The organism is Streptomyces sp. NPDC101393 (genome assembly GCF_044767385.1).
GTDB lineage: Bacteria > Actinomycetota > Actinomycetes > Streptomycetales > Streptomycetaceae > Streptomyces.
In genome coordinates this window covers 617,808-637,448 of record NZ_JBIWNU010000002.1, presented here as the reverse complement: position 1 = coordinate 637,448, position 19,641 = coordinate 617,808, and the positions used below count along the sequence as shown (strand labels likewise).

The window sequence follows — 19,641 nt, the reverse complement described above, 5'->3', positions numbered from 1 at the left end:
GGGGGCGGGGGCCGTTCCGGGTACGCCGCGGCGGCCCCCGCAACGGCCGGGAGGCGCGTACGGCAGGGGCGGGCAGCGGCGCCGTGGGCGGCGCGGGAGGGGGGTGGCGCAGGTCAGCGCGGGCAGTGCGGGTGTCGGCGACGACAACAGCCGGGAGTGGTGACGTGCCCGGCGCGCAGGGGGCGGCGGACACGGGGGTGAACCCCCGCGCGGGCCGGTGCGGCCCGTCGCCGTGCGGCGTTCGCCGCGGCCCTCACTGTCACGTCCATGCCCCGATTCTGTGCGGGCCGGGGGCGCCCGGCAATCATTTGCGACGCCGTGGAAGAAACCCCGGCCGGGAGCCGTGCCGGGATCGCCGTGGCCGCGCCGCGCCCCGGCCGCCGTCGCGCCGTCGCCGGGCTCATGCGGAAGCCGCCGTACGCAGCTCCATCGGGCGCCGGTACACGGCGTCCAGCACCACGGCGCCCGCCGCGACCGCGAGCACCCGCTCACCGAAGCTGGTCGCCACCACCACCTGTTCGGGGTCGGCGCACAGATGGGAGCGCGCGGCCACCTCCTCGTGCAGATCGGCCAGCAGTTCCGGATGCTGCACCAGGGCGGCCTCGGCCACCACCAGCAGCTCCGGGTTGATCACATCGAGCAGCAGCGCCGCCGCCCGGCCCACCAGCCGCAGCCGTTCCCGGAACATCCCGAGCGCCGCCGGGTGCCCGTCCCCGGCCCTGGCCAGCAGCAGCCGGAAATCCGCCGCCTCGATGAGGTCGTCGTCGAACGCCCGCTGCGCGAGGGCGAGTTCGGAGACGGTGGCCTGAAGGCAGCCGGTCCGGCCGCACGCACACCGCGGGCCCGGCACCCCCAGCGGCAGATGCGCGATATCGCCCGCGCCGGAACTGCGGCCGCGCAGCACACCGCCGCCGGTCGCGATGGCCGCGTCCACGACATTGCCGACGAACAACTGGACCAGGTCCGATGCCCCGCTCCCGGCGCCGAACAGCAGCTCCGCCCGCGCCAGCGCCCGCGCATGCCCGTCCACATGCACCGGCAGCCGCGTCACCGGGGCGAGCGCCCGGCGTACCGGCACGTCCCGCCAGCCCAGCAGGGCGTGCTCGACGACCGTGCCGCGTTCGCTGTCCACCCAGCCGCCGGTCACCACGCCGAGCCCCAGTACCGACCGCTGCCCCGACCGGCGGGCCAGGAAGTCCGGCAGATACGACCGGATCCGGCCCAGCACATCGGGTGCCGCCCGACGGTGCCGGATCCGCTCCTGCGCCAGTACCCCGCCCCGGAGGTCCAGCAGCGTGAAGGTGACCTGGTCCATGGCGATGTGCGCCCCGCACACGGCGTGGAAGCCGGTGTCCACCTCCACCGGCATCTGCGGCCGGCCGGCCCGCGGCGGACCGGCGGGTGGCGGCCGCTCCCGCAGCAGTCCCAGCCCGAGGAGTTCGGAGGTGTGCCGGGACACCGCGGCCGGACTGAGCCCGCTGGCCCTCGCCAGCGCCGTGCGGGCCAGCGGGCCGTCACGGAGCACGGCCCGCAGCACCGCGCCGGGACCGTCGCCGGGCACCGCCCGATTCTCGGGTGCCGGATGCGGCGGGGTGGGGGCGATCAGCGGCGGTGGATGTCCCGGGAGGCGGGCCGGTGCGGCAACGGTGGACATGGGCTGGCGGGGCCTCTCGCTGGGTCGGCAGGACGGGGTGCCGGCCACCGACCCGGGGGATCAGCGGCCGCGGTCCGTACAACAGCGTGAGGAGGCCATGCTCAGATGCTCGCAGCGTACGACGCCGCTGGTCAACGGCCTGGTGTTACGGCACCGTGGCAGTCCTGCGAACGGCCCGGAGACCCTGGCGGGCGTCCTGCACGTGCGCATCGGGTGCGCTCTCCCGCGATATCGGACCGCCCGGGACGTGCACCCGCGCGGCTCGCGGACGGCGGGTCCGGTGCGTCGGGCCGGTCCGGGGCTCAGTCCACCGATGCGGGGGGCCCAGGACCCGGGCGGTGTAGGCCTTCAGATCGGCCCGCACGAACACCGCACCGGCAGACCTCTTCCGCCACGGCCTGCGGCTCCTGCTGGACAAGGACATCCCCGCGTGGGTCGACCTGTGGGACGAGAACGGGATCTTCGAGTTCCCCTTCGCGCCGGACGGCCTGCCGACGCGGCTGGAGGGCAAGGCGGCCGTCGCCGCGTACACGCGCGGCTATCCCGACCACATAGACCTTCACGACTTCCCCTACGTCGAGATCCACCGGACCCTCGCCCCGGAGACCATCGTGGTCGAGATGCGCGGGGTGGGCCGCCTGGTGACCACCGACGATCCCTTCGACATGTCCTACATCGCCGTGGTCACCGTCGAAAGCGGCCTCATCACCCACTACCGCGACTACGGGAACCCGCTCGCGGTGCTGCACCCCGCCACCCACTTCGCGAGGAGCAACTGATGACCGAGTCCCAGGAGTTCGCCCTGGTCAGCGGGGCCACCGGGACCACGGGCAGCCGCGTCGCCGCCCGACTGGCCGCCGGGGGCCGGCGGGTCAAGGCCGCAAGCCGACGCGCCACCCCCGTCGAAGGAGCCGGTCCCGTGCGGTTCGACTGGGACGACCCCACGTCCTTCGCGGGCGCCCTCGAAGGAACGGACCGGGTCTCTCTCATCCCCCCGCCCGGCGCTCCGGACCCGGCAGCCGTCATGCTGCCCTTCCTCCGGCAGGCCCGCGGCGCGGAAGTCCGCCGGGCGGTACTGCTCAGCTCGTCGGCGATCCCGGCCGGCGGCCCCGCCGTGGGGCAGGTACACCAGGCCCTGCCCGCCTGTTCTCCGAGTGGGCGGTCCTGCGGCCCTCGTGGTTCATGCAGAACCTCACCGGCGACCACGTGCACGCCCGGACGATCGCCGCGGACGGGACCGTGCGTACGGCAGCCGGATCCGGCCGGGTCGGGTTCGTCGACGCCGACGACATCGCCGCCGTCGCGGCGCATACCCTGACCGAGCCGCAGGCCCCGAACACCGACCTGGTCATCACCGGGCCGCAAGCGCTGAGCCACGACGACATCGCCGCCGTCCTCACCCAGGTCACCGGCCGGACCGTCACCCACCACCGGCTGACCCACGAGCAGATGCGCGACCGCCTGGCCGCCGACATGCCGGCGGAGTTCGCCGTGATGCTCGCCGGCATGGACCGTGCCATCGCCGAAGGCGCCGAGGACCGCACCACGGACACCGTCCGGCGCGTCACCGGCCGCCCACCGCGGACCTTCCGCGCGGTGGCCGAGCGGGAGGCGGCCCGCCTGCGGACCTGACCTCCCACGGTTCCGCCGTGCGTGACCCCCGGGGCGTGCCCAGGCCTCTTCGCGGGCAGCCCGTACCCCTTCACCGGCCGTCAGCATCCGGGTCCACGGTCACGGCGCAACGCCGCGGCACCGGCCGACGCCCTCAGGCGGCACCGCGCAGCGCGTACGCCCGGACATCGGCATCCGGATCGGACGCCATCCCCGCGAGCGCCGCGCCGACCCCCGCCCACCCGTCGTGCGCCAGCAGCGCCCGAACGGCCGCCTTGCGGACATCCGCGTGCCCATCGGCGAGCGACAACAGCAGGGCGGGCACCGCACGTTCGCCCGCGGCGGCCGACAGCGCCGCCGCCGCGCCCGCCCGCACCTGCCATGCCGCATCACCGAGCGCGGCCACCGCCACCGCGTCGAACGGCGGCGGGCAGGTGGTCGCCGCCAACGCGCCGAGGGCGGCGGCCCGTACGAGGAGGTCGTCGTCGTGCACCAGGTCCGCCAGCCCGTCCGGGCCGCCGACCGTGCCCAGGCCGTGCGCCGCCGCCACCCGGACCTCACGCGAGGTATCGGCGGCGGCACGGGCCAGGCCGTCGGCCGCGTCGACGGACACCAGGGCACGTACGGCCTGGATGCGGACCTCCGCGACAGGGTCGGCCAGCGCGGCACCGAACAGGGCGGCATCACCCAGGCGCAGGGCGCGCAGCACCTCCAGCGCAGCCGACCTGACGCGCGGATCGTCCCCGCCGAGGGCGGCGACAAGCGGGTCTCGCAGCGCCGGTTCCGGCGGCAGCACCTCGACCAGTTCGCGCAGGGACGCGGCGGCCGCCGTGCGGACGGCCGGGTCGGGGTCGGCGAGGACCGCGGCCAGCGCCGGGCCGGTGCCGGCCGGCACGCTCTCGGTCAGCGTGCCGACGGCGGCGGCCCGGACCGCCGGGTCCCCGTCGTCGAGATAGGGGCGCAGAGCGGCGAGTTCGGGCTGCTCCTCGGCGAGGGCGAGCACCTCCAGGATGCGCGGGGAGTGGCCGGCGACGGCCTCGCGCGCGTCTCCCGGTCCGTCGCCGGCACCCGGAACGGCGACACCGGCGGGATCCGCGCCGCCGTCCGCGGCCGACCCGACCGGCGGGACATCCCGGCGTCCGGCCGTCGCCACCTGCTCCGGATGGACCTCCCCGATGTGCCGGGAGGCGCCGCCCACCGGGGCGTACTCCTCGATGGGGACGAGATACGGCTCGACCGGCCGGGCGGTGAACTCCATCGTTCCCGCACCGGACTTGCGCAGGTCCAGGTGGTGCAGCCAGTCGGTGTCGTCGCTGTGCGGGTGGTCCGTCCGCTCGTGGTAGAGGCCCCAGCGGGACTCGGTGCGGGCCAGTGAGGAACGGGCGGCCATCTCGGCGCAGTCGCGGATGAAGGTGACCTCGGCGCAGCGCATCAGCTCGTGCGGGGTGCGGGCGCCCATCGCGTCGATGTCGTCCCGCATCCGCTCGAAATGCTCGACGGCCAGCGACAGCCGGGCCCCCGACTTGGGCGGCGCGACGTAGTCGTTGACGAAGCGGCGGAGCTTGTACTCGACCTGCGGCTGGGGCGGGCCCTCGGGATGGCGCAGCGGACGGTAGATCAGCTCGTGTGCGTCGCGCAGCTGCCCGGCCGGCAACTCGCCTTCGTACGCGGTGAACCGTGCGGCGTCCGCCCCCGCCAGATCGCCGAAGACGAACGCGCCGATCATGTAGTTGTGCGGGACGCAGGCCAGGTCGCCCGCCGCGTACAGACCGGGCACGGTGGTGCGTGCGTGCGCGTCGACCCTTACCCCGGAAGCGGAGTGGCCGCCGCACAGCCCGATCTCGGAGATGTGCATCTCGATGTCATGGGTGCGGTAGTCGTGCCCGCGCCCGGCATGGAACGTGCCGCGGGTGGGCCGCTCGGTGGTGTGCAGGATCGTCTCCAGCGCGGCGACGGACTCCTCCGGAAGATGACTCAACTTCAGGTAGACCGGGCCGCGTTCGGAAGCCACCTCGGCGGCGAACTCGGACATCATCCGGCCCGACCAGTAGTCGGAGTCGACGAACCGCTCACCGTGCCGGTTGACCTGATAGCCGCCGAACGGGTTGGCGACATACGCGCAGGCCGGACCGTTGTAGTCCTTGATCAGCGGGTTGATCTGGAAGCACTCGATGCCGGTGAGTTCGGCGCCCGCGTGATAGGCCATGGCATAGCCGTCGCCCGCGTTGGTGGGGTTCTCGTACGTGCCGTAGAGGTAGCCGCTGGCGGGCAGGCCGAGCCGGCCGCAGGCCCCCGTCGCCAGGATCACCGCGCCCGCGCGGACCGTGACGAAGCGGCCGGTGCGGGTGTGGAAGCCCGCCGCGCCGACGGCCCGGCCGCCCGAGGTCAGCACCCGCACCGGCATCACCCGGTTCTCGATGCGGATCCGCTCGCGCATCTCCCGGCGCCGCAGCTGCCGGTAGAGCACCTTCTTGACGTCCTTGCCCTCGGGCATCGGCAGCACGTACGAGCCGGAGCGGTGCACCTGGCGCACCGCGTACTCGCCCCGCTCGTCCTTCTCGAACTTCACGCCGTACGACTCCAGCCGCTGCACCATCGCGAAGCCGCGGGTCGCGGTCTGCCGGACGGTGGACTGGTCGACGATGCCGTCGTTGGCGCGGGTGATCTCCGCGACGTAGTCGTCGGGCTCCGCGCGGCCGGGCACGACAGCGTTGTTGACGCCGTCCATGCCCATCGCCAGCGCGCCCGAATGACGCACATGTGCCTTCTCCAACAGCAGCACGGACGCGCCCTGTTCGGCGGCGGTCAGCGCGGCCATGGTGCCGGCGGTGCCGCCGCCGATGACGAGGACGTCGCAGGACAGTTCCTCGGCATCGTCGAGGGCGGGGATCTCCATGGTCGCGACGGGGTCGGTGGTCTGCATGGCGGTGTCTTACCTTTCCTGTCCGGCCGGTGCGTCCGGTCCGAGCGGTGCGTCGTGCCCGAGCGACGCGAGGATCTCGCGGCGCAGCGCCACCGTCGCGGGGTCGAAGTGCGCCTCCCGGGCGCGGGGCAGCGGGACGTCCAGCACCCTGCCGCTGCCGAGCAACGCCACCCGGTCGCCGAGGAACAGCGCCTCGTCCACGTCGTGCGTCACGAACACGACGGTGGCGTGCGTGCCGCTCAGCGCCGCGACCAGCAACTGCTGCATTCCGGCGCGGGTCTGCGCGTCCAGCGCGCCGAACGGCTCGTCCATCAGGACGGCTCGCGGCTCCCCGGCCAGCGCGCGGGCGAGCTGCGCGCGCTGGCGCTGCCCGCCCGACACCCGGTGCGGCAGCCGCCCGGCGTGCTCGCCCAGCCCGACCCGCTTCAGCCAGTCCCCGGCCCGCGCGCGGCGTTCGGCGCGCGGCATGCCCCGGATGGCCAGCGGGAGTTCGACGTTGGCGCGCAGACTGCGCCAGGGCAGCAGCGCGTCCTCCTGGAAGACCAGGGCCCGCTCGGCGCCGGGGCCCTCGACGGGCACGCCGTCCTGGCTGACCCGTCCCTCCAGCGGGGGCAGCAGCCCCGCCAGGGTGCGCAGCAGCGTCGACTTGCCGCAGCCGGACGGTCCGACGACGCCGAGGATCTCGCCGGGCGCGACCTCCAGATCCAGGCCGTGCGGCAGGACGGGCGCGCCCGGACGCCCGAGCACGGCACCGCTGAGGGACAGCCGCAGCCCGCGGGCGGACGCCCGGTGCGGCTCCGCCGCGGCGACGTCGGCACGGGTACCGGTGTCGATGCCGGTATCGGTATCGGTATCGGTGTGGGTGTCGGTCATGGCCGGGCTCGCTCTCCGCCGAAGGTGCCGGTCCGCCGTCCCGGTTGCCACCGCACCCGCCCGGGGCGCGGTTCGGGGTTCCCGGCCGGGCTACGGGGCAGCCACCGCGTCACCCGGCGGCCGGCCAGTTCCACCGCGGTGGACGTGAACCAGCCGAGCAGCCCGATGGTCGCCATACCGACGAACACCCCCGGGTAGTCGACGATCGTGTAGTCCTGCCAGGTGCGGTATCCCACGCCGTACTCGCCGGAGATCATCTCGGCGGAGATCACGCAGATCCACGACACCCCGATCCCCACGGACAGACCGCCCAGGATCCCCGGCAGCGCACCGGGCAGCACCACCGACCGCAGCACCCGCCACCGCCCGCCGCCCATCGTGAGCATCGCCTCCTCCCACACGGGTGTCAGCGCCCGCACCGCGTGCCGGGTCGAGACGGTGACGGGGAAGAAAGCCGCGGCGAAGGTGATGAAGACGATGCCCTGCTCATTGCTGGGGAACAGCAGGATCGCCACCGGCACCAGCGCGATCGCCGGGATGGGGCGCAGGATTTCCAGCAGCGGCCCCAGCAGATCGGAGACCGCGGCCGAGCGCGCGAGCGCGGTGCCCACGGCGACCCCGAGGACGGCGGCGAGGGCGAAGCCGCCGAGGATCCGCGTCAGACTGTCGGCCAGGTCCTGCCAGTACGTGGCGGTGCCCAGCCGGCGGCCGAACTCACCGGCCGTCTCGGTCACCGTCGGCAGCTGCGAGAAGCGCAGCCACCAGGTGACGTGGAACTGTGTGAGCAGCTGCCATCCGACGAGCGCGGCGAGCACCGAGGCGGTACGCCGCGCGTAGCGGGACCACGGCCGGCTGCCCGCCCGGCCGGCGGCGGAGGGAGGGGCGAGGGCCACGCCGCGGGTGGCGGTGGGCGCGCTCACCGGGCCGCCTTGAGCGCGGCGGCGTAGCTGACGGTGCGCGCCCCAACGTGCCGTGCCGTCCACGCCTCGGCGGTCGCCGCGGTCGCGAACGGCAGCAGCCGCTCGCCGTCACGGACCCACACCGACCTGTCGGCGAACCAGCGGGTGCCGGTCGTCGTATCGGCCACGTAGGCGGCCCGCACCGTGCCGGAGTGTGCGGCGGCGAACCGCAGCAGGGCAGCGGGACCGTCGAAGGAACGGGTGCGGTCGGCACCGCGCAGCCAGACCTCGTCGGCCGACGGATGCGCGGTCGAGCGCACGGCCTTCGGGTAGCGGTCGCCGTACGCCCGCCGGATGTACTGATCGTCGACGAACGCGTCCACATCGACCGGACCGGTCAGCTTCGCCGACCGCAGCACCGAGACGTCCTTCTTCAGCGCGGTGACCAGGCGCGGCTTGAGTGTCGGATCGAACGTGGCGACACCGCCCGCGCCGTTGTAGAGGTAGACCACCTCGGGCGGCAGCCCGGTGGCCTTCGCGACCTGCTGCGCGGCGGCGACGGGGTGGCGTTGCAGATAGCGGGTCGCGTCCTGCTGCGCGGCGAGGAACGCCCGTACCACGGCGGGACGTTGGCCCGCGAAACGCTCGCGGACCGTGACACCGTGAAAGGTCGGCAGATCGAGCGCACCCCCGTCGTACAGTGCCTTCGCCTTGCCCTGGAAGGCGAGCAGCCCCGGCCAGGCCACGAACTGCGACAGCGCGTCGGCGCTGCCCGACTGGAGGGCCGAAGCGCCCACCGCCGGCTGCTGGTTGAGCTTGTGGATGTCCTGCTCCGGATCGATGCCGGCCTTCCGGAGAGCCCGGACGAGGGTGCCGTCCGACGCCGATCCGACACTGCTGGAGACGTTCCGGCCGCGCAGGTCGGCGAGCGAGCGGAGCCGCGACGAGGGCTTGGTGACGATGGTGTTGAGTGCGCCGCGCAGGTTGTAGCCGGTGACGGAGATCAGCCGGGTGGGGGCGTTCAGCTGCTTGCCGCGCGCGGCGTTGATGAGCAGCGGGAAGTCGCCCATCGAGCCGATGTCCACCTTTCCGGCGACCATCTGCGCGGTGATCGGCGCACCCGTCGCATAGTCCTGCCACTTCACCGTGTACGACTTGCCGTCCCGCTTGCCCTGCGCGCGCAGTTCACGCTCCAGATAGCCGAGCGAGCGCAGCAGGGTGCCCGCGGTGACGGTGTTGATGGTCTTGGACTGGTAGCCGACGGTCACGGTGACATGCCGGCCGTCCGAGGCGTCCGCGGAGCTGCCGCAGGCGGCGAGCGTCGACAGCAGGGCGGTGGACAGCGTGGCCGCGAGCGCGGCACGGCCGGCCGGGCGCGCGGCGGGGACGGACGGTGCCGGCACGGACCGGGGCCGTACGGACGACGGGGACGGCATGGGCGGGAGACCTCTCATCGCAGCAGGTAGGGCATGTTGACGGTGACCGCGCCGGTGGGGCAGCGGGCCGCGCACGGTCCGCAGTACCAGCACTCGTCGACATGCATGTACGCCTTGTTGCTGTTGGGGTCGATGGCCAGCGAGTCCAGCGGGCACATGTCGACGCACAGCGTGCAGCCGTCGATGCACAGGGACTCGTCGATCGTCACGGGCACGTCGGCGCGTTGCGGCGTGAGCGGCATGGGGGTCTCCAGGACACGGGTCGGGGGAGGGGAGAAACGGTGCGCGGGTGCGGGCTCGCGCGGGCTCAGCGCGTGCGGTGCAGCAGGCCCTGCATGGTGATGCGGTCGCCGCGGAACCGGATGAACTCCAGGTCGACGGGCGCGCCGTCGGCGAGATGGGTGAGACGTTCGAGCATCAGGACGGCCGTACCCCGCGGAGCTTCGAGCACGGCCGCCGAATGCGCGTCCGCGTTCACCGCCTCCACGGTGATCTCGGCGGAGCCCAGGGGCTGCCCGGCGGTCTCCTCGATCAGCCGGAAAACGTCGTTGTTCTCCAGATCGGCGTCGAGCAGCGGCAGACCGATGGTCATCGGGATGTAGGTGAGGTCGAGCGACAGCGGCACGCCGTCGAGCCGCCGCAGCCGTTCGATGTAGAGCACGTCGGTGCGTGGCGCCAGCCGCAGCCGGTCGGCCACCAGGGGCGACGCGGCGACGGGCGCGATGGTGCGCACCTCATTGGTGACCCGGCCGTGCGGGCGCAGGGTCTCCGCGAGCCCCATCAGCCGGTCGAGTCCGTGCGGATACTTGCGGCACACCACCACCGTGCCGACGCCGGGCTGGCGCGCCACGAGGTGCTCGGCGCGCAGCAGGTCGAGCGCCTGGCGGACGGTGTTGCGGGACGCGCCGTGGTCGGCGCCGATGACGTCCTCGTGCGGCAGGACACCGCTGGGGAAGCCGCCTGCCAGCACCTGGTGGCGCAGCAGGTCGGCGAGCTGCCGGGCGCGGTCGGCGCGGAGCCGGCGACGGCGCGCGGCCGCGACCGGACTCGTGTGCTGACGGGTGCGTTCGGCTGGCATACGAAGGACCCTACCGACGCCCTCGCGCAGGTGGTGTTGCCGCAGTGTTGCGCCACTTGAGGCGCCGTCGGAAAGGCTGTGACCTGCGCTTACGGTCCGGGAGTAGGAAGTTGTGCCACTCCCGCCGTCACAGATCGGCCTCCTCGCCGATGTACAGCCCCGCGAACGCCTTCGCCGCGGATTCGGAGCCCAGCAGCCGCCGCAGCCGAGCGGTCGCCGTGCCGGCCCGGAACCGGTCGCCGGACGAGGCGCCGTGCATCACCTCGGACAGCCACTGCGAGAACTCCTGGTACTGCCAGACGCGCCGCAAACAGGCCTCCGAATAGCTGTCGAGGCCGAGATCGTCGCCGTGGAAGTGCTGGATCAGCCCATCGGCGAGCAGCAGCGCGTCGTTGATGGCGAGATTCATGCCCTTCGCTGCTATCGGCGCGACCAGATGCGCCGAGTCGCCCGCCAGATGGAGGCGGCCGTAGGACATCGGCTCCACCACGTAGTTGTGCATGTCCAGGACGACCTTCTCGATCAACGGCCCTTCGGCGAGCGGCGGGGCGCCGGCCGCGCCCAGCCGGGTGCGCAGCTCGTCCCACACCCGCGCGTGCGGCCAGCTCTCCGGGCTGTCGCCGGGCGGTACCTCCAGGTAGTAGCGGGTGACCTGCGGGCCACGGGCCATATGGGCGCCGAACCCGCGCTCGTGGATGCCGAAGACGACCCCGTCGGCGGACGGCGGGGCCTGGGCGAGGAGCGCGAGCCAGGCGACGCCGTGGTCCTGACGTGTGACGACCGCGCGCTCGGTGGGGATCGCCGCCCGGCTCACCCCGCGCGCGCCGTCGCAGCCCGCGACGAAGTCGCTCTCGACGCGGTGCCGGGCGCCGCTCACCGGATCGGTGTACGACACGGCGGGCCGGTCCCCGTCCAGGTCGTGCAGGCGCACCTCCTGGACGCCGAAACGCGCGTCGCCGCCCGCCCCGTCCACGTATGCCGCGACGAGGTCGGTGACCAACAGCGGCTGCGGGTAGACGAAGTGCCGCCGCCCGGACAGCTCGGCCGTGGGGATGACGTGCCGCTGCCCCTCGAAGCGGAACTCGAACTCGGCCTGTGTCTCCGCCCGTTCGAGCAGCCGGTCCGCCAGCCCGTGACCGGCCAGCGCCCGCACGGCCCATTCCTCGATGAATCCGGCGCGCGGCCGCTGCTCGATGAACTCCCGGCTCTCCGCCTCCAGTACCACGCAGGCGACACCGGCATGACGCAGCACATTCGCCAGCGTGAGCCCTGCGGGTCCGGCACCGATGATCGTGACGGCGGTACGCGTCACGGTGGAGGGGGAGGTCACGTCGAGGAGTTCCCTTCGAGGTGGGGCGGATGATCGTTTCGAAGTATGGCGGCCGGGCCTGGCACCCGTACCGGCACCCCGGCGGTGGCGGCCGTACGGGACCGCCGGGGGACGGCCGTTGCGCACCCGGCGCGGTCGCCCGCACCCGGAGCGTGACGGCGCGAGCCGCTGACCTGGGCTTCCCCGTCCTTCGGGAGGCAGGTCCGCGCGCGTCGCTTTAGCGTGAAAGGTGGACCGATGCTTGCCCGTCGTCGAAGCAAAGGGATGATGCGGGATGACTGCTTTCGCAGACAGCGGGGCGAACGCGCAAGGGGGCGGCGCCGCAAAGGACCGTGGCCGCACCACCGTCGCCGATGGCGTGGTCGCCAAAATCGCCTATCTGACAGCTCAGGACGTGGACGGCGTGCACGCCCTCGGAAGCGGGTTCTCCCGGTCCGTCGGGAATCTGCGCAAACGCGTCCCGGGTAGTGGCACGACCACCCACGGCGTCAAGGTGGAGGTCGGCGAGAAGCAGGCGGCGATCGACCTGGACGTCATCGTCGACTACGGCGAGGCCGTCCATGAAGTCGCCAGCGACGTACGGGAGAGCGTGATCTCCGCCGTGGAGCGGATGACCGGGTACGAAGTGGTGGAGGTCAATGTCGCGGTCAGCGATGTGAAGCTTCCCGATGAAGAGGACGAGAACGAGGACAAGGGCGAAAGCTCCTCCTCGCGGCGCGTCCAGTAGGCCACGACGGCCGAGGTGACCCGGCTGCCGTTCGGGCGCTGCCCGAGCCGTGGCCGGGCAGCCGTAGGCTCGGCCTCCGTGACCACATCAGGAGGCACAGCGATGGCGCAGAACGCCGACGCCCACGCCCGGGTCCTGGCCCTGCTGTGCGACCGGCTCGCCACCGCCCCCGACGCCCGGCAGCGGGTGCTGTGGCGGCTCGCCGAACCGGGACGCGGCCTGGATGCCAACCTGGTCCGCCTGCCACCGGACGGCGGCGTTGACGCACACAGCGACGATGCCCTCGACGTGCTGCTCGTCGTCCTCGACGGCAGCGGACACCTCACCACTCCCGAGGGGCGCCAGGAACTCGTCCCCGGCGCCGTCGCCTGGCTCCCCAGGACGTCCTCCCGGTCGTTGCGCGCAGGCGCAAGCGGCCTCGTCCACCTGACCGTTCATCGCCGACGCCCCGGACTGTCCATCGGCGGCCCCCGGACGGACGACGCGACGCACACCCACCGGACCGAAACCACTCGGACCGAAGCTCAGGGGCCCGACGCTCAAGGGGTCGACGCTCAGGGGTCTGACGCCAACTCCCTTACGCCGGGCCGTTCCTGCCCGTCCTGCGCACGCCGCAGCCGGGAGCCCGATGCGCGCTTCTGCAGTGGCTGCGGCCACGCGCTGGCCGCTTGACCAGGGGTGCATGGACACGTGGACGCATGGGCGCGCGGGCGCATGGCCGCGTGGACGATGGGCGGGTCGGCGACGGATGCGGGTGGCCCTGGGGCGCCGTGCTCAGTCCTTGCGCCGTCTGTCCTTGGATCCCGGGTCTCCGGAGCCCTCGGTGCCGCCGCGAGAGCCGCGGCCCTTCGCCTCGGTCGCCCGCAGCTCCTCGCACCATCGGCATGCGTGGTCGTCGTGGCTCCGGTCAGGGGTGTTGAGCCAGTAGGCGCCCAGGAGTTCCGCACTCGCGCCGGTGCGGTATTCATCACGCTTGTGTGCATGTGAGTGCTTCATGCCCGCCCAACGCAGGCACCGAATGGACCGATATGGGCGATGATCAATCCTTGACACCATTGTGACCGCATTGCCCTCTTTGGGTAATTCTGACGCAGAAAGGAAACAGGCTGTGTCGGAACTGCTCCCTATGTAGCGGAGTGTGTATGGCTGCCCCGCTGACGCCCGCTGACGCCCGCTGACGCCCGCTGACGCCCGCTGACGCCCGCTGACGCCCGCTGACGCCCGCTGACCCCCGCTGACGACGGACGGAACTGCCGACGCGCGAGCCTCACCCCTGCACGGGACCTGCCCTCGTACGACCGGAGAGTCATCGACCCCGCCCACCCCGAGCACCCCGCGGACACCGCCCGGCATCCCGCTATCCCGCCCACCCGCACGCCTCCGTACAGTCGTTGCCGAGATCTGGAGGAACGACATCACCACGACATCCGGCAACCACACCCTGGAAGACCTGGCCAACAGGCTCCCGGGCAGTCAACTGATCGGCGACGGGGACATACTCGCCGGCCTCAGCTACGACGAGGCCGAGTGGGCCCCTGTCGGCAGGCCGCTGGGGGCGCTGCGCGCGGAATCCACCGCGGAAGTGCAACAGGCGGTGCGTGCCTGCGCGGAGCTGTCGGTACCCGTGGTGACGCGCGGCGCCGGCACCGGACTGTCGGGTGGGGCCAACGCCACCGACGGCTGCCTGATTCTCGACCTGTCGCGGATGAACCGCGTCCTGGAGATCGACCGGGCCAATCTCCTCACCGTCGTGCAGCCCGGCGTGGTCAACGACGACCTCAAGGCCGCCGTCGCCGCACACGGCCTCTGGTATCCGCCGGACCCCGCCAGCGCGCCCTGGTCGACGATCGGCGGCAACGTCTCGACCAATGCCGGCGGCCTGTGCTGTCTGAAGTACGGCGTGACCCGGGACTACGTCCTCGGCCTCGAAGCCGTGATGGGCGGGCCCGCGGGCCCCTACGGCACCGCGGTGCGGCTCGGCCGCCGTACCACCAAGGGCGTCAGCGGATACGACCTGGCGGGCCTGTTCGTCGGCTCGGAGGGCACGTTCGGTGTGATCACGGAGATCACCCTGCGGCTGCGGCCCGCCCAGCGGGAGGCCCCGCGTACGGTCGTCGGCGCGTTCAACAGCCTCGTGGACGCGGGCCGCGCCGTTGCCCTGTGCACGGAGCGGGGCATGCAGCCCGCGGCGCTGGAGCTGCTCGACCGGTCCTGCATGGAGGCGGTGGAGCAGTGGAAGCACCTCGGCATCGAGCCGGGCGCCGCCGCGCTGCTGCTGGCCCGGATCGACGCACCCGGCGAAGCGGGCACGGACGAGGCGAATGCCATGGCCCAGGCCTTCGCCGAAGCCGGTTCGCTGTGGGCCGAGCAGTCCACCGACCAGGTGGAGGCCGAAGCGCTCTTCGAGGTCCGCCGGCTGGCCTACCCGGCGCTGGAGCGGCTGGGCCCGGTACTGACCGAAGACGTCTGCGTCCCGCGCTCCGCCGTCCCCGAAATGCTGGCGAAGACCGAGGAGATCGGCCTGCGCCACGGTGTGCGGATCGCCACCATCGCGCACGCCGGGGACGGCAACCTCCACCCGCTGCTGATCACCCCGCCCGGCGATGAAGCGGCCCGGCGCGCCGCGCAAGCCGCCTTCGACGAGCTGCTGGACACCGCGATCGCCATGGGCGGCACCGTCAGCGGCGAACACGGCATCGGCCTGCTCAAAAGGGCCGGTATGCGACAGGAGCTGGGCCCCGCCGTCTGCGAGATGCACCACGCGGTCAAGCGGACGCTGGACCCGCTCGGCCTCTTCAACCCCGGCAAGGTCATCGGCGACCCCGACACTCCCTGACCGGGGCGGCGTGTGACCGGACCGGCGCGGCACCGGGACGGCGCGGCACCGTTCCGGGGGACAAGCGGGATGACGGGCCGTCAGGTCCTGCGAGGTGGGCGAGTCCGAGGCGCCGGGGCTGTTTCACGTCCCTTCCGCTGAGGGCCACTTCCGGCTCATCGCCGCATTCGAGACTCTGCAGTGATGGCTGCCGGCCCCGCCGGGCCGCCCCGACCACTGGAGTCGCTGTGACCGCTCTCGCTCCCGCGTCGTTCCCGTACCCTTCCGCCCCGTCCCGTACCGGTGCCGGTACCGCCTCCGGGGCCCACGTGCTCGCCGACCCCGGTGCGGAGGCCGGGGCCGCGGACGTGCCGTTCGGCCGGCGGTTCGCCCTGCGGGCTGCCGCCGCCACGGCCGTGGCCGTGCCGCTGGCGGCGTACGCAACCGGGACCGCGCAGGCGGCCGACAGCGGGCCGGGCCGGGACCTGCGGGTGATGTCCTTCAATCTGCGCTACGCGGCGGACACCCGGCCGAACTCCTGGGCCGAGCGGCGCCCCGTGATGCGGGAGCTGCTGCGCCGCGCGGCTCCGCAGCTGCTCGGAACCCAGGAGGGGCTGTACGGGCAACTGCGCGACATCGCGGAGGACCTCGGCCCGCACTACGACTGGGTGGGCACGGGACGTGGCGGCGGAAGCCTGGACGAGTTCGCGGCGGTCTTCTACGACGTGCGCCGTCTCGCGCCGGTCGGGTACGACCACTTCTGGCTGTCCGGCACGCCGTATCTGATCGGCTCCACCACCTGGGGAAACACCGTCATCCGGATGGCCACCTGGGTCCGCTTCCGGGACCTGCGGGACGGGGCGGAGTTCTATGCCCTCAACACCCACCTCGACCACGCCCACCAGTACTCACGCGAGCGCTCGGCCGCCCTGATCACCGAACGGCTGGGCGCGCTGGACCCGGCACTGCCACGGATCGTGACCGGCGACTTCAATGTCGCGGCCCACAAGAACCCCGTCTACGACGCGATGCTCGGCGGCGGCCCGCTCGTCGACAGCTGGGACGCGGCCGAGGAGCGCAGCCGCCAGTACGCCACGTTCCACGGCTATGCCCCCTTGGTGCCGGACGGCGACCGGATCGACTGGATCCTGACCTCACCCGCGGTGCGCACCCGCCGCGCAGTGATCAACACCTTCTCCCGGCACGGTCGGTTCCCGAGCGACCACCTACCGGTGCAGGCTTGGCTCGACTGGTGAGCGGGAGGAGCGTGAGCCGACGGACCGTGAGCGGGAAGAGCGCGAGCGCGAACCCGCGCACAGGACGTCAGTGCTGGTGAGCGTGGGTGTGAGCGTCGGCGTGGGGATGACTTCGGGTGTGCGGTTCGGCGTGGGCGCGCGGCGGCCGGTGGGACGCGGCGGAGCCGCGCACCTGAAGGCCGTCGAGGAGTTCCTGGGTCGCGGCGGCCACGGCGGCCACGGCCTGGTCGAACACCTCGCGGTTGTGCGCGGCCGGTGCGCGGAATCCGGAGACCTTGCGGACGTACTGCAAGGCCGCGGCCCGGACGTCCTCGTCGGTGACCTCGGGCGTGATGGGCGGACGGAGCGTCTTGATACTGCGGCACATGACTCCAGTCTGCTCCTGTCCGCTCCCGATGGCGGGATGCTCGCTCAGGGCGATGGCGGGACGCTCGCGCCGGGACGGTTCAGGTGAGCCCGGTGACCCGCATCGTGATGTTGAGGCGACCGCTGGTCAGACCCGACGCGGGGTCGCACGTACCCGGGCGCACCTTGGGCACGCCGTGGTACGCGAACCGGGACGGGCCGCCGAAGACGAAGAGATCGCCGGACGCCAGTTCCACATCGGTGTAGGGCTTGGTGCGCGTCTCCGTATTGCCGAACCGGAAGACGCAGGTGTCGCCGATGCTGAGGGAGACGACCGGTGCGCCGGACCGTTCTTCCTTGTCCTGGTGCATCCCGAGCTTGGCCTGGTCGTCGTAGAAATTGATCAGCGCGGTGTCCGGGGCGTAGTCGTCGCCCGCGGACACGTCCTGATACGCCTCGACCACCGCCCGACGGCCCAACTCCACCATCCAGTCCGGAAATTCGGGGACCCGGGCGCCGTTGACGTCGTCCGCGGTCCGGGTATACGCGTACGGCTGCCAGTGCCAGCCGATGCACACCGTCTGGACGGACATCACACCGCCGCGCGGGAGCTTGGTGTGCCGGATCGGGACCGGCCCCCGAGCCCAGCCGCGGCAGGCCGTCACCAGCTCGCGCTGCTGCGGCAGGGAGAGCCAGCCGCGGACGTGGACGGCGCCGGGTGCGAGTTCCCGCCGACCGCTGCCCGCGCTTCCCGCGGCGTCCCCCGCATGTCCCTCGTCCTCGAAGCCGGGAAGTGGCGTGCTCATGATCCTCGTGACCTGCTTCGCTCGTCTGACCTGCTTCGCTCGACTGTCCGTCCCTGGACGCGCCTCCTTCAGCGCCCCCCTTCAGCGTGCCACGGTGTGCGTCACCCACCCCCGGTCGATGGTCCAGCTGCCGCCGTCCGACGCGACGCCCTGCATGCCCTGCAGGGTCGCGGCCCCGGCCAGGGCGGGCACCCGGGAGTCACCGAGGGGCGCGAAACCGTACGTACGGGAGGGGTCCCAGTCGGTGCTGTGGCGCAGCCGGCGGCTCATCTGCGCCCACCCGAGAGGCGCCGCGGCGACCACCCACGCATCGGGCGCCCCGTCGGTGAACCGACGGGCAGCGCGCAGCCAGGACGCGGCGTGCTCGGGCCAATCGACCACATCGAGCACCGGCCGGCCCGTCGCCCGCCATGCCGCCGCAAACGCCGCCGCGGCCGAGCGGGACGCCGCGTCGCGGCTGTGGCCGACGACCACGGTGCCGACGGGGCCGTGCCGCCGAGCCGTCAACAGGCCGATCAGCGAGCGGAGTTCGGCGTGCGTATAAGGCCTGGGGGAGGGGAGCTCGCCATACGCGGCGGCTTCCTCCGAGGAGATCAGGGGCGAGCCGCTCGAGGCTTCCGGGTCATTCATGACGATCACGCGTCGCCTCCGTACGAAGGGAGAGGGGAGGGGAGGGAGGGGAGGAAGACGGCGGAAGGGGGCCGGTCGGGGTGACGCCAGTCCTTCGAGTCTGCGGACTCCGGAGTCCGGCCGCTGGCGGAAATCCGACACCGTGGTTGTTGCGTCAGCTCGATCCGGACGGCCTGGTCGGATCTGTCCCCGTCACCGTCGCCGCCGTCGTGTGGGAAATGGCTGGTTCGCGAGTGTGCGCCTGCGGGTCGCGGTGAGGCGTCCGGTGTCGGCCACGCGGCTCTTTAGAGTGCGTGGAACGCCGGCGAAGTGGACGAAGAAGTGGACGAAGGGGATGTCTCGATGAGCATCGTGGTCACCACACCGACCGGACACGTGGGATCGCGCGTGGTGCGGTTGCTGCTCCAGGCCGGCGTCCGTCCCCGCGTTCTGGTCCGTGACCCGGCCCGCCTGGATGAGGACACCCGTGCGCGGGTCGATGTGCGCCGGGGTGACCTGATGGACGCCGGGTTCGTCCGTGACGCGGTGGCCGGGGCGCGGTCTGTCCTGTGGGTCGATCCCACGCCGCACTCGGCGGCGGATCCGACCGAGACCTCGCTGCGGACCGCGGCGCCGTTGGCGGAGGCCGCCCGGGCCGGCGAGGTGGCGCGGGTGGTGCTGCTGAGCAGTATCGGGGCGGAGAAGCGGCACGGGGTCGGACACATCGACGCACTGGGCGGCATCGAGGAGCTGCTCGATGCCACCGGGGCGGATGTGCTGCATCTGCGGTGCGCGTACTTCTTCACCAACCTGCTCATGGACCTCGAAGGGCTCTCCCAAGGCGTCTTGACCACGCCGTTCCACCCCGATCACCCGATGCCGTGGGTCGACCCGCGCGATATCGGCGATGTGGTCGCGGCCCGGCTGCTGAGTGACACCTGGCGCGGCCGGTCGGTGCAGGCCGTCCACGGGCCCCAGGACCTCACCTTCCATCAGGTGGCGCAGATCCTCACCGAGGCGCTCGGGCGCCCGGTCCGGCTCAACCTCGTCAGCGACGACGCGGTGCGGGACGCGCTGCGGACGGCCGGGCTGCCGCCTACGGCGGTGGAGGGCATCGTCGGGATGGCCGCCGGATCGCGCGATCTGGTGCCCGAGCAGCCGCGCGACCTGCTCACCACCACCCCCACCCCGCTGGGTGGGTGGGCGCATGCTCAGCTGCGTCCGCTGCTGGAAGGGTGACCCACGCCGGTAGCGTCGTCCACGACCCTGGAGCACTCTT

18 protein-coding genes and 1 pseudogene are annotated in these 19,641 nt (G+C 72.8%); 7 read left to right on the top strand and 12 right to left on the bottom strand.

The window, feature by feature from the left end; genetic code table 11:
• Positions 1-400: 400 nt before the first annotated feature.
• On the bottom strand, positions 401-1,561 hold the full coding sequence (locus ACIRQ7_RS08470) for an ROK family protein (protein WP_404260938.1): 1,161 nt from the start codon (positions 1,559-1,561) through the stop codon (positions 401-403).
• Between the two features lie 491 nt (positions 1,562-2,052).
• Here ACIRQ7_RS08470 and ACIRQ7_RS08465 point away from each other — a divergent pair, with 491 nt between their 5' ends.
• Both ACIRQ7_RS08465 and ACIRQ7_RS08460 read left to right on the top strand, forming a co-directional pair.
• Positions 2,053-2,433 (top strand): nuclear transport factor 2 family protein, encoded by a 381-nt coding sequence (locus ACIRQ7_RS08465; protein ID WP_404261354.1) that lies wholly within the window; start codon positions 2,053-2,055, stop codon positions 2,431-2,433.
• Positions 2,433-3,286 (top strand): annotated as a pseudogene (locus ACIRQ7_RS08460) (NAD(P)H-binding protein). Before ACIRQ7_RS08465 ends, ACIRQ7_RS08460 begins: the two are co-directional and overlap by 1 nt.
• Before the next feature lie 133 nt (positions 3,287-3,419).
• Here the strand turns inward: ACIRQ7_RS08460 and ACIRQ7_RS08455 are convergent.
• From ACIRQ7_RS08455 to ACIRQ7_RS08425, 7 genes are all read right to left on the bottom strand, one after another.
• Positions 3,420-6,161: a fumarate reductase/succinate dehydrogenase flavoprotein subunit gene (locus ACIRQ7_RS08455; protein ID WP_404261352.1), complete on the bottom strand. Its 2,742-nt coding sequence runs from the start codon at positions 6,159-6,161 to the stop codon at positions 3,420-3,422.
• Between the two features lie 36 nt (positions 6,162-6,197).
• Positions 6,198-7,061, bottom strand: a complete 864-nt coding sequence (locus ACIRQ7_RS08450; protein WP_404260936.1) for an ABC transporter ATP-binding protein — start codon at positions 7,059-7,061, stop codon at positions 6,198-6,200.
• Entirely contained in the window at positions 7,058-7,981 is a 924-nt protein-coding gene (locus tag ACIRQ7_RS08445) for an ABC transporter permease (protein WP_404260935.1), read from the bottom strand. The genes ACIRQ7_RS08450 and ACIRQ7_RS08445 overlap by 4 nt, the downstream gene beginning before the upstream one ends.
• Positions 7,978-9,363 (bottom strand): ABC transporter substrate-binding protein, encoded by a 1,386-nt coding sequence (locus ACIRQ7_RS08440; RefSeq protein ID WP_404260933.1) that lies wholly within the window; start codon positions 9,361-9,363, stop codon positions 7,978-7,980. Before ACIRQ7_RS08440 ends, ACIRQ7_RS08445 begins: the two co-directional genes overlap by 4 nt.
• 47 nt (positions 9,364-9,410) lie before the next feature.
• On the bottom strand, positions 9,411-9,638 hold the full coding sequence (locus tag ACIRQ7_RS08435) for a ferredoxin family protein (RefSeq protein WP_404260932.1): 228 nt from the start codon (positions 9,636-9,638) through the stop codon (positions 9,411-9,413).
• Between the two features lie 65 nt (positions 9,639-9,703).
• Positions 9,704-10,474: a GntR family transcriptional regulator gene (locus tag ACIRQ7_RS08430; RefSeq protein ID WP_401468434.1), complete on the bottom strand. Its 771-nt coding sequence runs from the start codon at positions 10,472-10,474 to the stop codon at positions 9,704-9,706.
• Between the two features lie 127 nt (positions 10,475-10,601).
• Positions 10,602-11,804: a 4-hydroxybenzoate 3-monooxygenase gene (locus ACIRQ7_RS08425; protein WP_404260931.1), complete on the bottom strand. Its 1,203-nt coding sequence runs from the start codon at positions 11,802-11,804 to the stop codon at positions 10,602-10,604.
• 274 nt (positions 11,805-12,078) lie between these two features.
• Between ACIRQ7_RS08425 and ACIRQ7_RS08420 the strand changes: the two genes are divergently transcribed.
• Both ACIRQ7_RS08420 and ACIRQ7_RS08415 read left to right on the top strand, forming a co-directional pair.
• Positions 12,079-12,531 carry an Asp23/Gls24 family envelope stress response protein gene (locus ACIRQ7_RS08420; RefSeq protein WP_404260929.1) on the top strand — a complete coding sequence of 151 codons (453 nt, stop codon included), beginning with the start codon at positions 12,079-12,081 and terminating at the stop codon, positions 12,529-12,531.
• A 78-nt stretch (positions 12,532-12,609) separates the two neighbouring features.
• Complete coding sequence (locus tag ACIRQ7_RS08415; RefSeq protein WP_404260927.1) at positions 12,610-13,203, top strand: cupin domain-containing protein; 594 nt, start codon at positions 12,610-12,612, stop codon at positions 13,201-13,203.
• A gap of 102 nt (positions 13,204-13,305) precedes the next feature.
• On the opposite strand, the gene ACIRQ7_RS08410 is transcribed toward ACIRQ7_RS08415, so the two are convergent.
• A complete protein-coding gene (locus ACIRQ7_RS08410) occupies positions 13,306-13,527 on the bottom strand; it encodes a hypothetical protein (RefSeq protein WP_404260926.1) in 222 nt (73 codons plus the stop codon).
• 445 nt (positions 13,528-13,972) lie between these two features.
• Here ACIRQ7_RS08410 and ACIRQ7_RS08405 point away from each other — a divergent pair, with 445 nt between their 5' ends.
• On the top strand, positions 13,973-15,367 hold the full coding sequence (locus tag ACIRQ7_RS08405) for an FAD-binding oxidoreductase (RefSeq protein WP_404261350.1): 1,395 nt from the start codon (positions 13,973-13,975) through the stop codon (positions 15,365-15,367).
• A 407-nt stretch (positions 15,368-15,774) separates the two neighbouring features.
• Positions 15,775-16,602 carry an endonuclease/exonuclease/phosphatase family protein gene (locus ACIRQ7_RS08400; protein WP_404261348.1) on the top strand — a complete coding sequence of 276 codons (828 nt, stop codon included), beginning with the start codon at positions 15,775-15,777 and terminating at the stop codon, positions 16,600-16,602.
• A gap of 67 nt (positions 16,603-16,669) precedes the next feature.
• Here ACIRQ7_RS08400 and ACIRQ7_RS08395 read toward each other — a convergent pair whose 3' ends face one another.
• From ACIRQ7_RS08395 to ACIRQ7_RS08385, 3 genes are all read right to left on the bottom strand, one after another.
• Complete coding sequence (locus ACIRQ7_RS08395) at positions 16,670-16,969, bottom strand: DUF2277 domain-containing protein (protein WP_404260925.1); 300 nt, start codon at positions 16,967-16,969, stop codon at positions 16,670-16,672.
• 79 nt (positions 16,970-17,048) lie between these two features.
• Positions 17,049-17,753, bottom strand: a complete 705-nt coding sequence (locus ACIRQ7_RS08390; protein WP_404260924.1) for an alpha-ketoglutarate-dependent dioxygenase AlkB family protein — start codon at positions 17,751-17,753, stop codon at positions 17,049-17,051.
• Positions 17,754-17,834: 81 nt separating this feature from the next.
• On the bottom strand, positions 17,835-18,383 hold the full coding sequence (locus tag ACIRQ7_RS08385) for a hypothetical protein (RefSeq protein ID WP_404261346.1): 549 nt from the start codon (positions 18,381-18,383) through the stop codon (positions 17,835-17,837).
• A gap of 342 nt (positions 18,384-18,725) precedes the next feature.
• On the opposite strand from ACIRQ7_RS08385, the gene ACIRQ7_RS08380 reads away from it, so the two are divergent.
• The gene (locus ACIRQ7_RS08380) at positions 18,726-19,601 is read left to right on the top strand and encodes an NAD(P)H-binding protein (RefSeq protein WP_404261345.1); all 876 of its coding nucleotides are present in this window, start codon (positions 18,726-18,728) and stop codon (positions 19,599-19,601) included.
• Positions 19,602-19,641 lie beyond the last annotated feature (40 nt).

What these genes read in the sequence shown, in the direction of transcription:
- ACIRQ7_RS08455 (WP_404261352.1), bottom strand. Translation starts at nt 6,161, where the DNA reads ATGGAGATCCCCGCCCTCGACGATGCCGAGGAACTGTCCTGCGACGTC.
- ACIRQ7_RS08450 (WP_404260936.1), bottom strand. Translation starts at nt 7,061, where the DNA reads ATGACCGACACCCACACCGATACCGATACCGATACCGGCATCGACACC.
- ACIRQ7_RS08435 (WP_404260932.1), bottom strand. Translation starts at nt 9,638, where the DNA reads ATGCCGCTCACGCCGCAACGCGCCGACGTGCCCGTGACGATCGACGAG.
- ACIRQ7_RS08430 (WP_401468434.1), bottom strand. Translation starts at nt 10,474, where the DNA reads ATGCCAGCCGAACGCACCCGTCAGCACACGAGTCCGGTCGCGGCCGCG.
- ACIRQ7_RS08420 (WP_404260929.1), top strand. Translation starts at nt 12,079, where the DNA reads ATGACTGCTTTCGCAGACAGCGGGGCGAACGCGCAAGGGGGCGGCGCC.
- ACIRQ7_RS08410 (WP_404260926.1), bottom strand. Translation starts at nt 13,527, where the DNA reads ATGAAGCACTCACATGCACACAAGCGTGATGAATACCGCACCGGCGCG.
- ACIRQ7_RS08395 (WP_404260925.1), bottom strand. Translation starts at nt 16,969, where the DNA reads ATGTGCCGCAGTATCAAGACGCTCCGTCCGCCCATCACGCCCGAGGTC.
- ACIRQ7_RS08390 (WP_404260924.1), bottom strand. Translation starts at nt 17,753, where the DNA reads ATGAGCACGCCACTTCCCGGCTTCGAGGACGAGGGACATGCGGGGGAC.
- ACIRQ7_RS08385 (WP_404261346.1), bottom strand. Translation starts at nt 18,383, where the DNA reads ATGAATGACCCGGAAGCCTCGAGCGGCTCGCCCCTGATCTCCTCGGAG.
- ACIRQ7_RS08380 (WP_404261345.1), top strand. Translation starts at nt 18,726, where the DNA reads ATGAGCATCGTGGTCACCACACCGACCGGACACGTGGGATCGCGCGTG.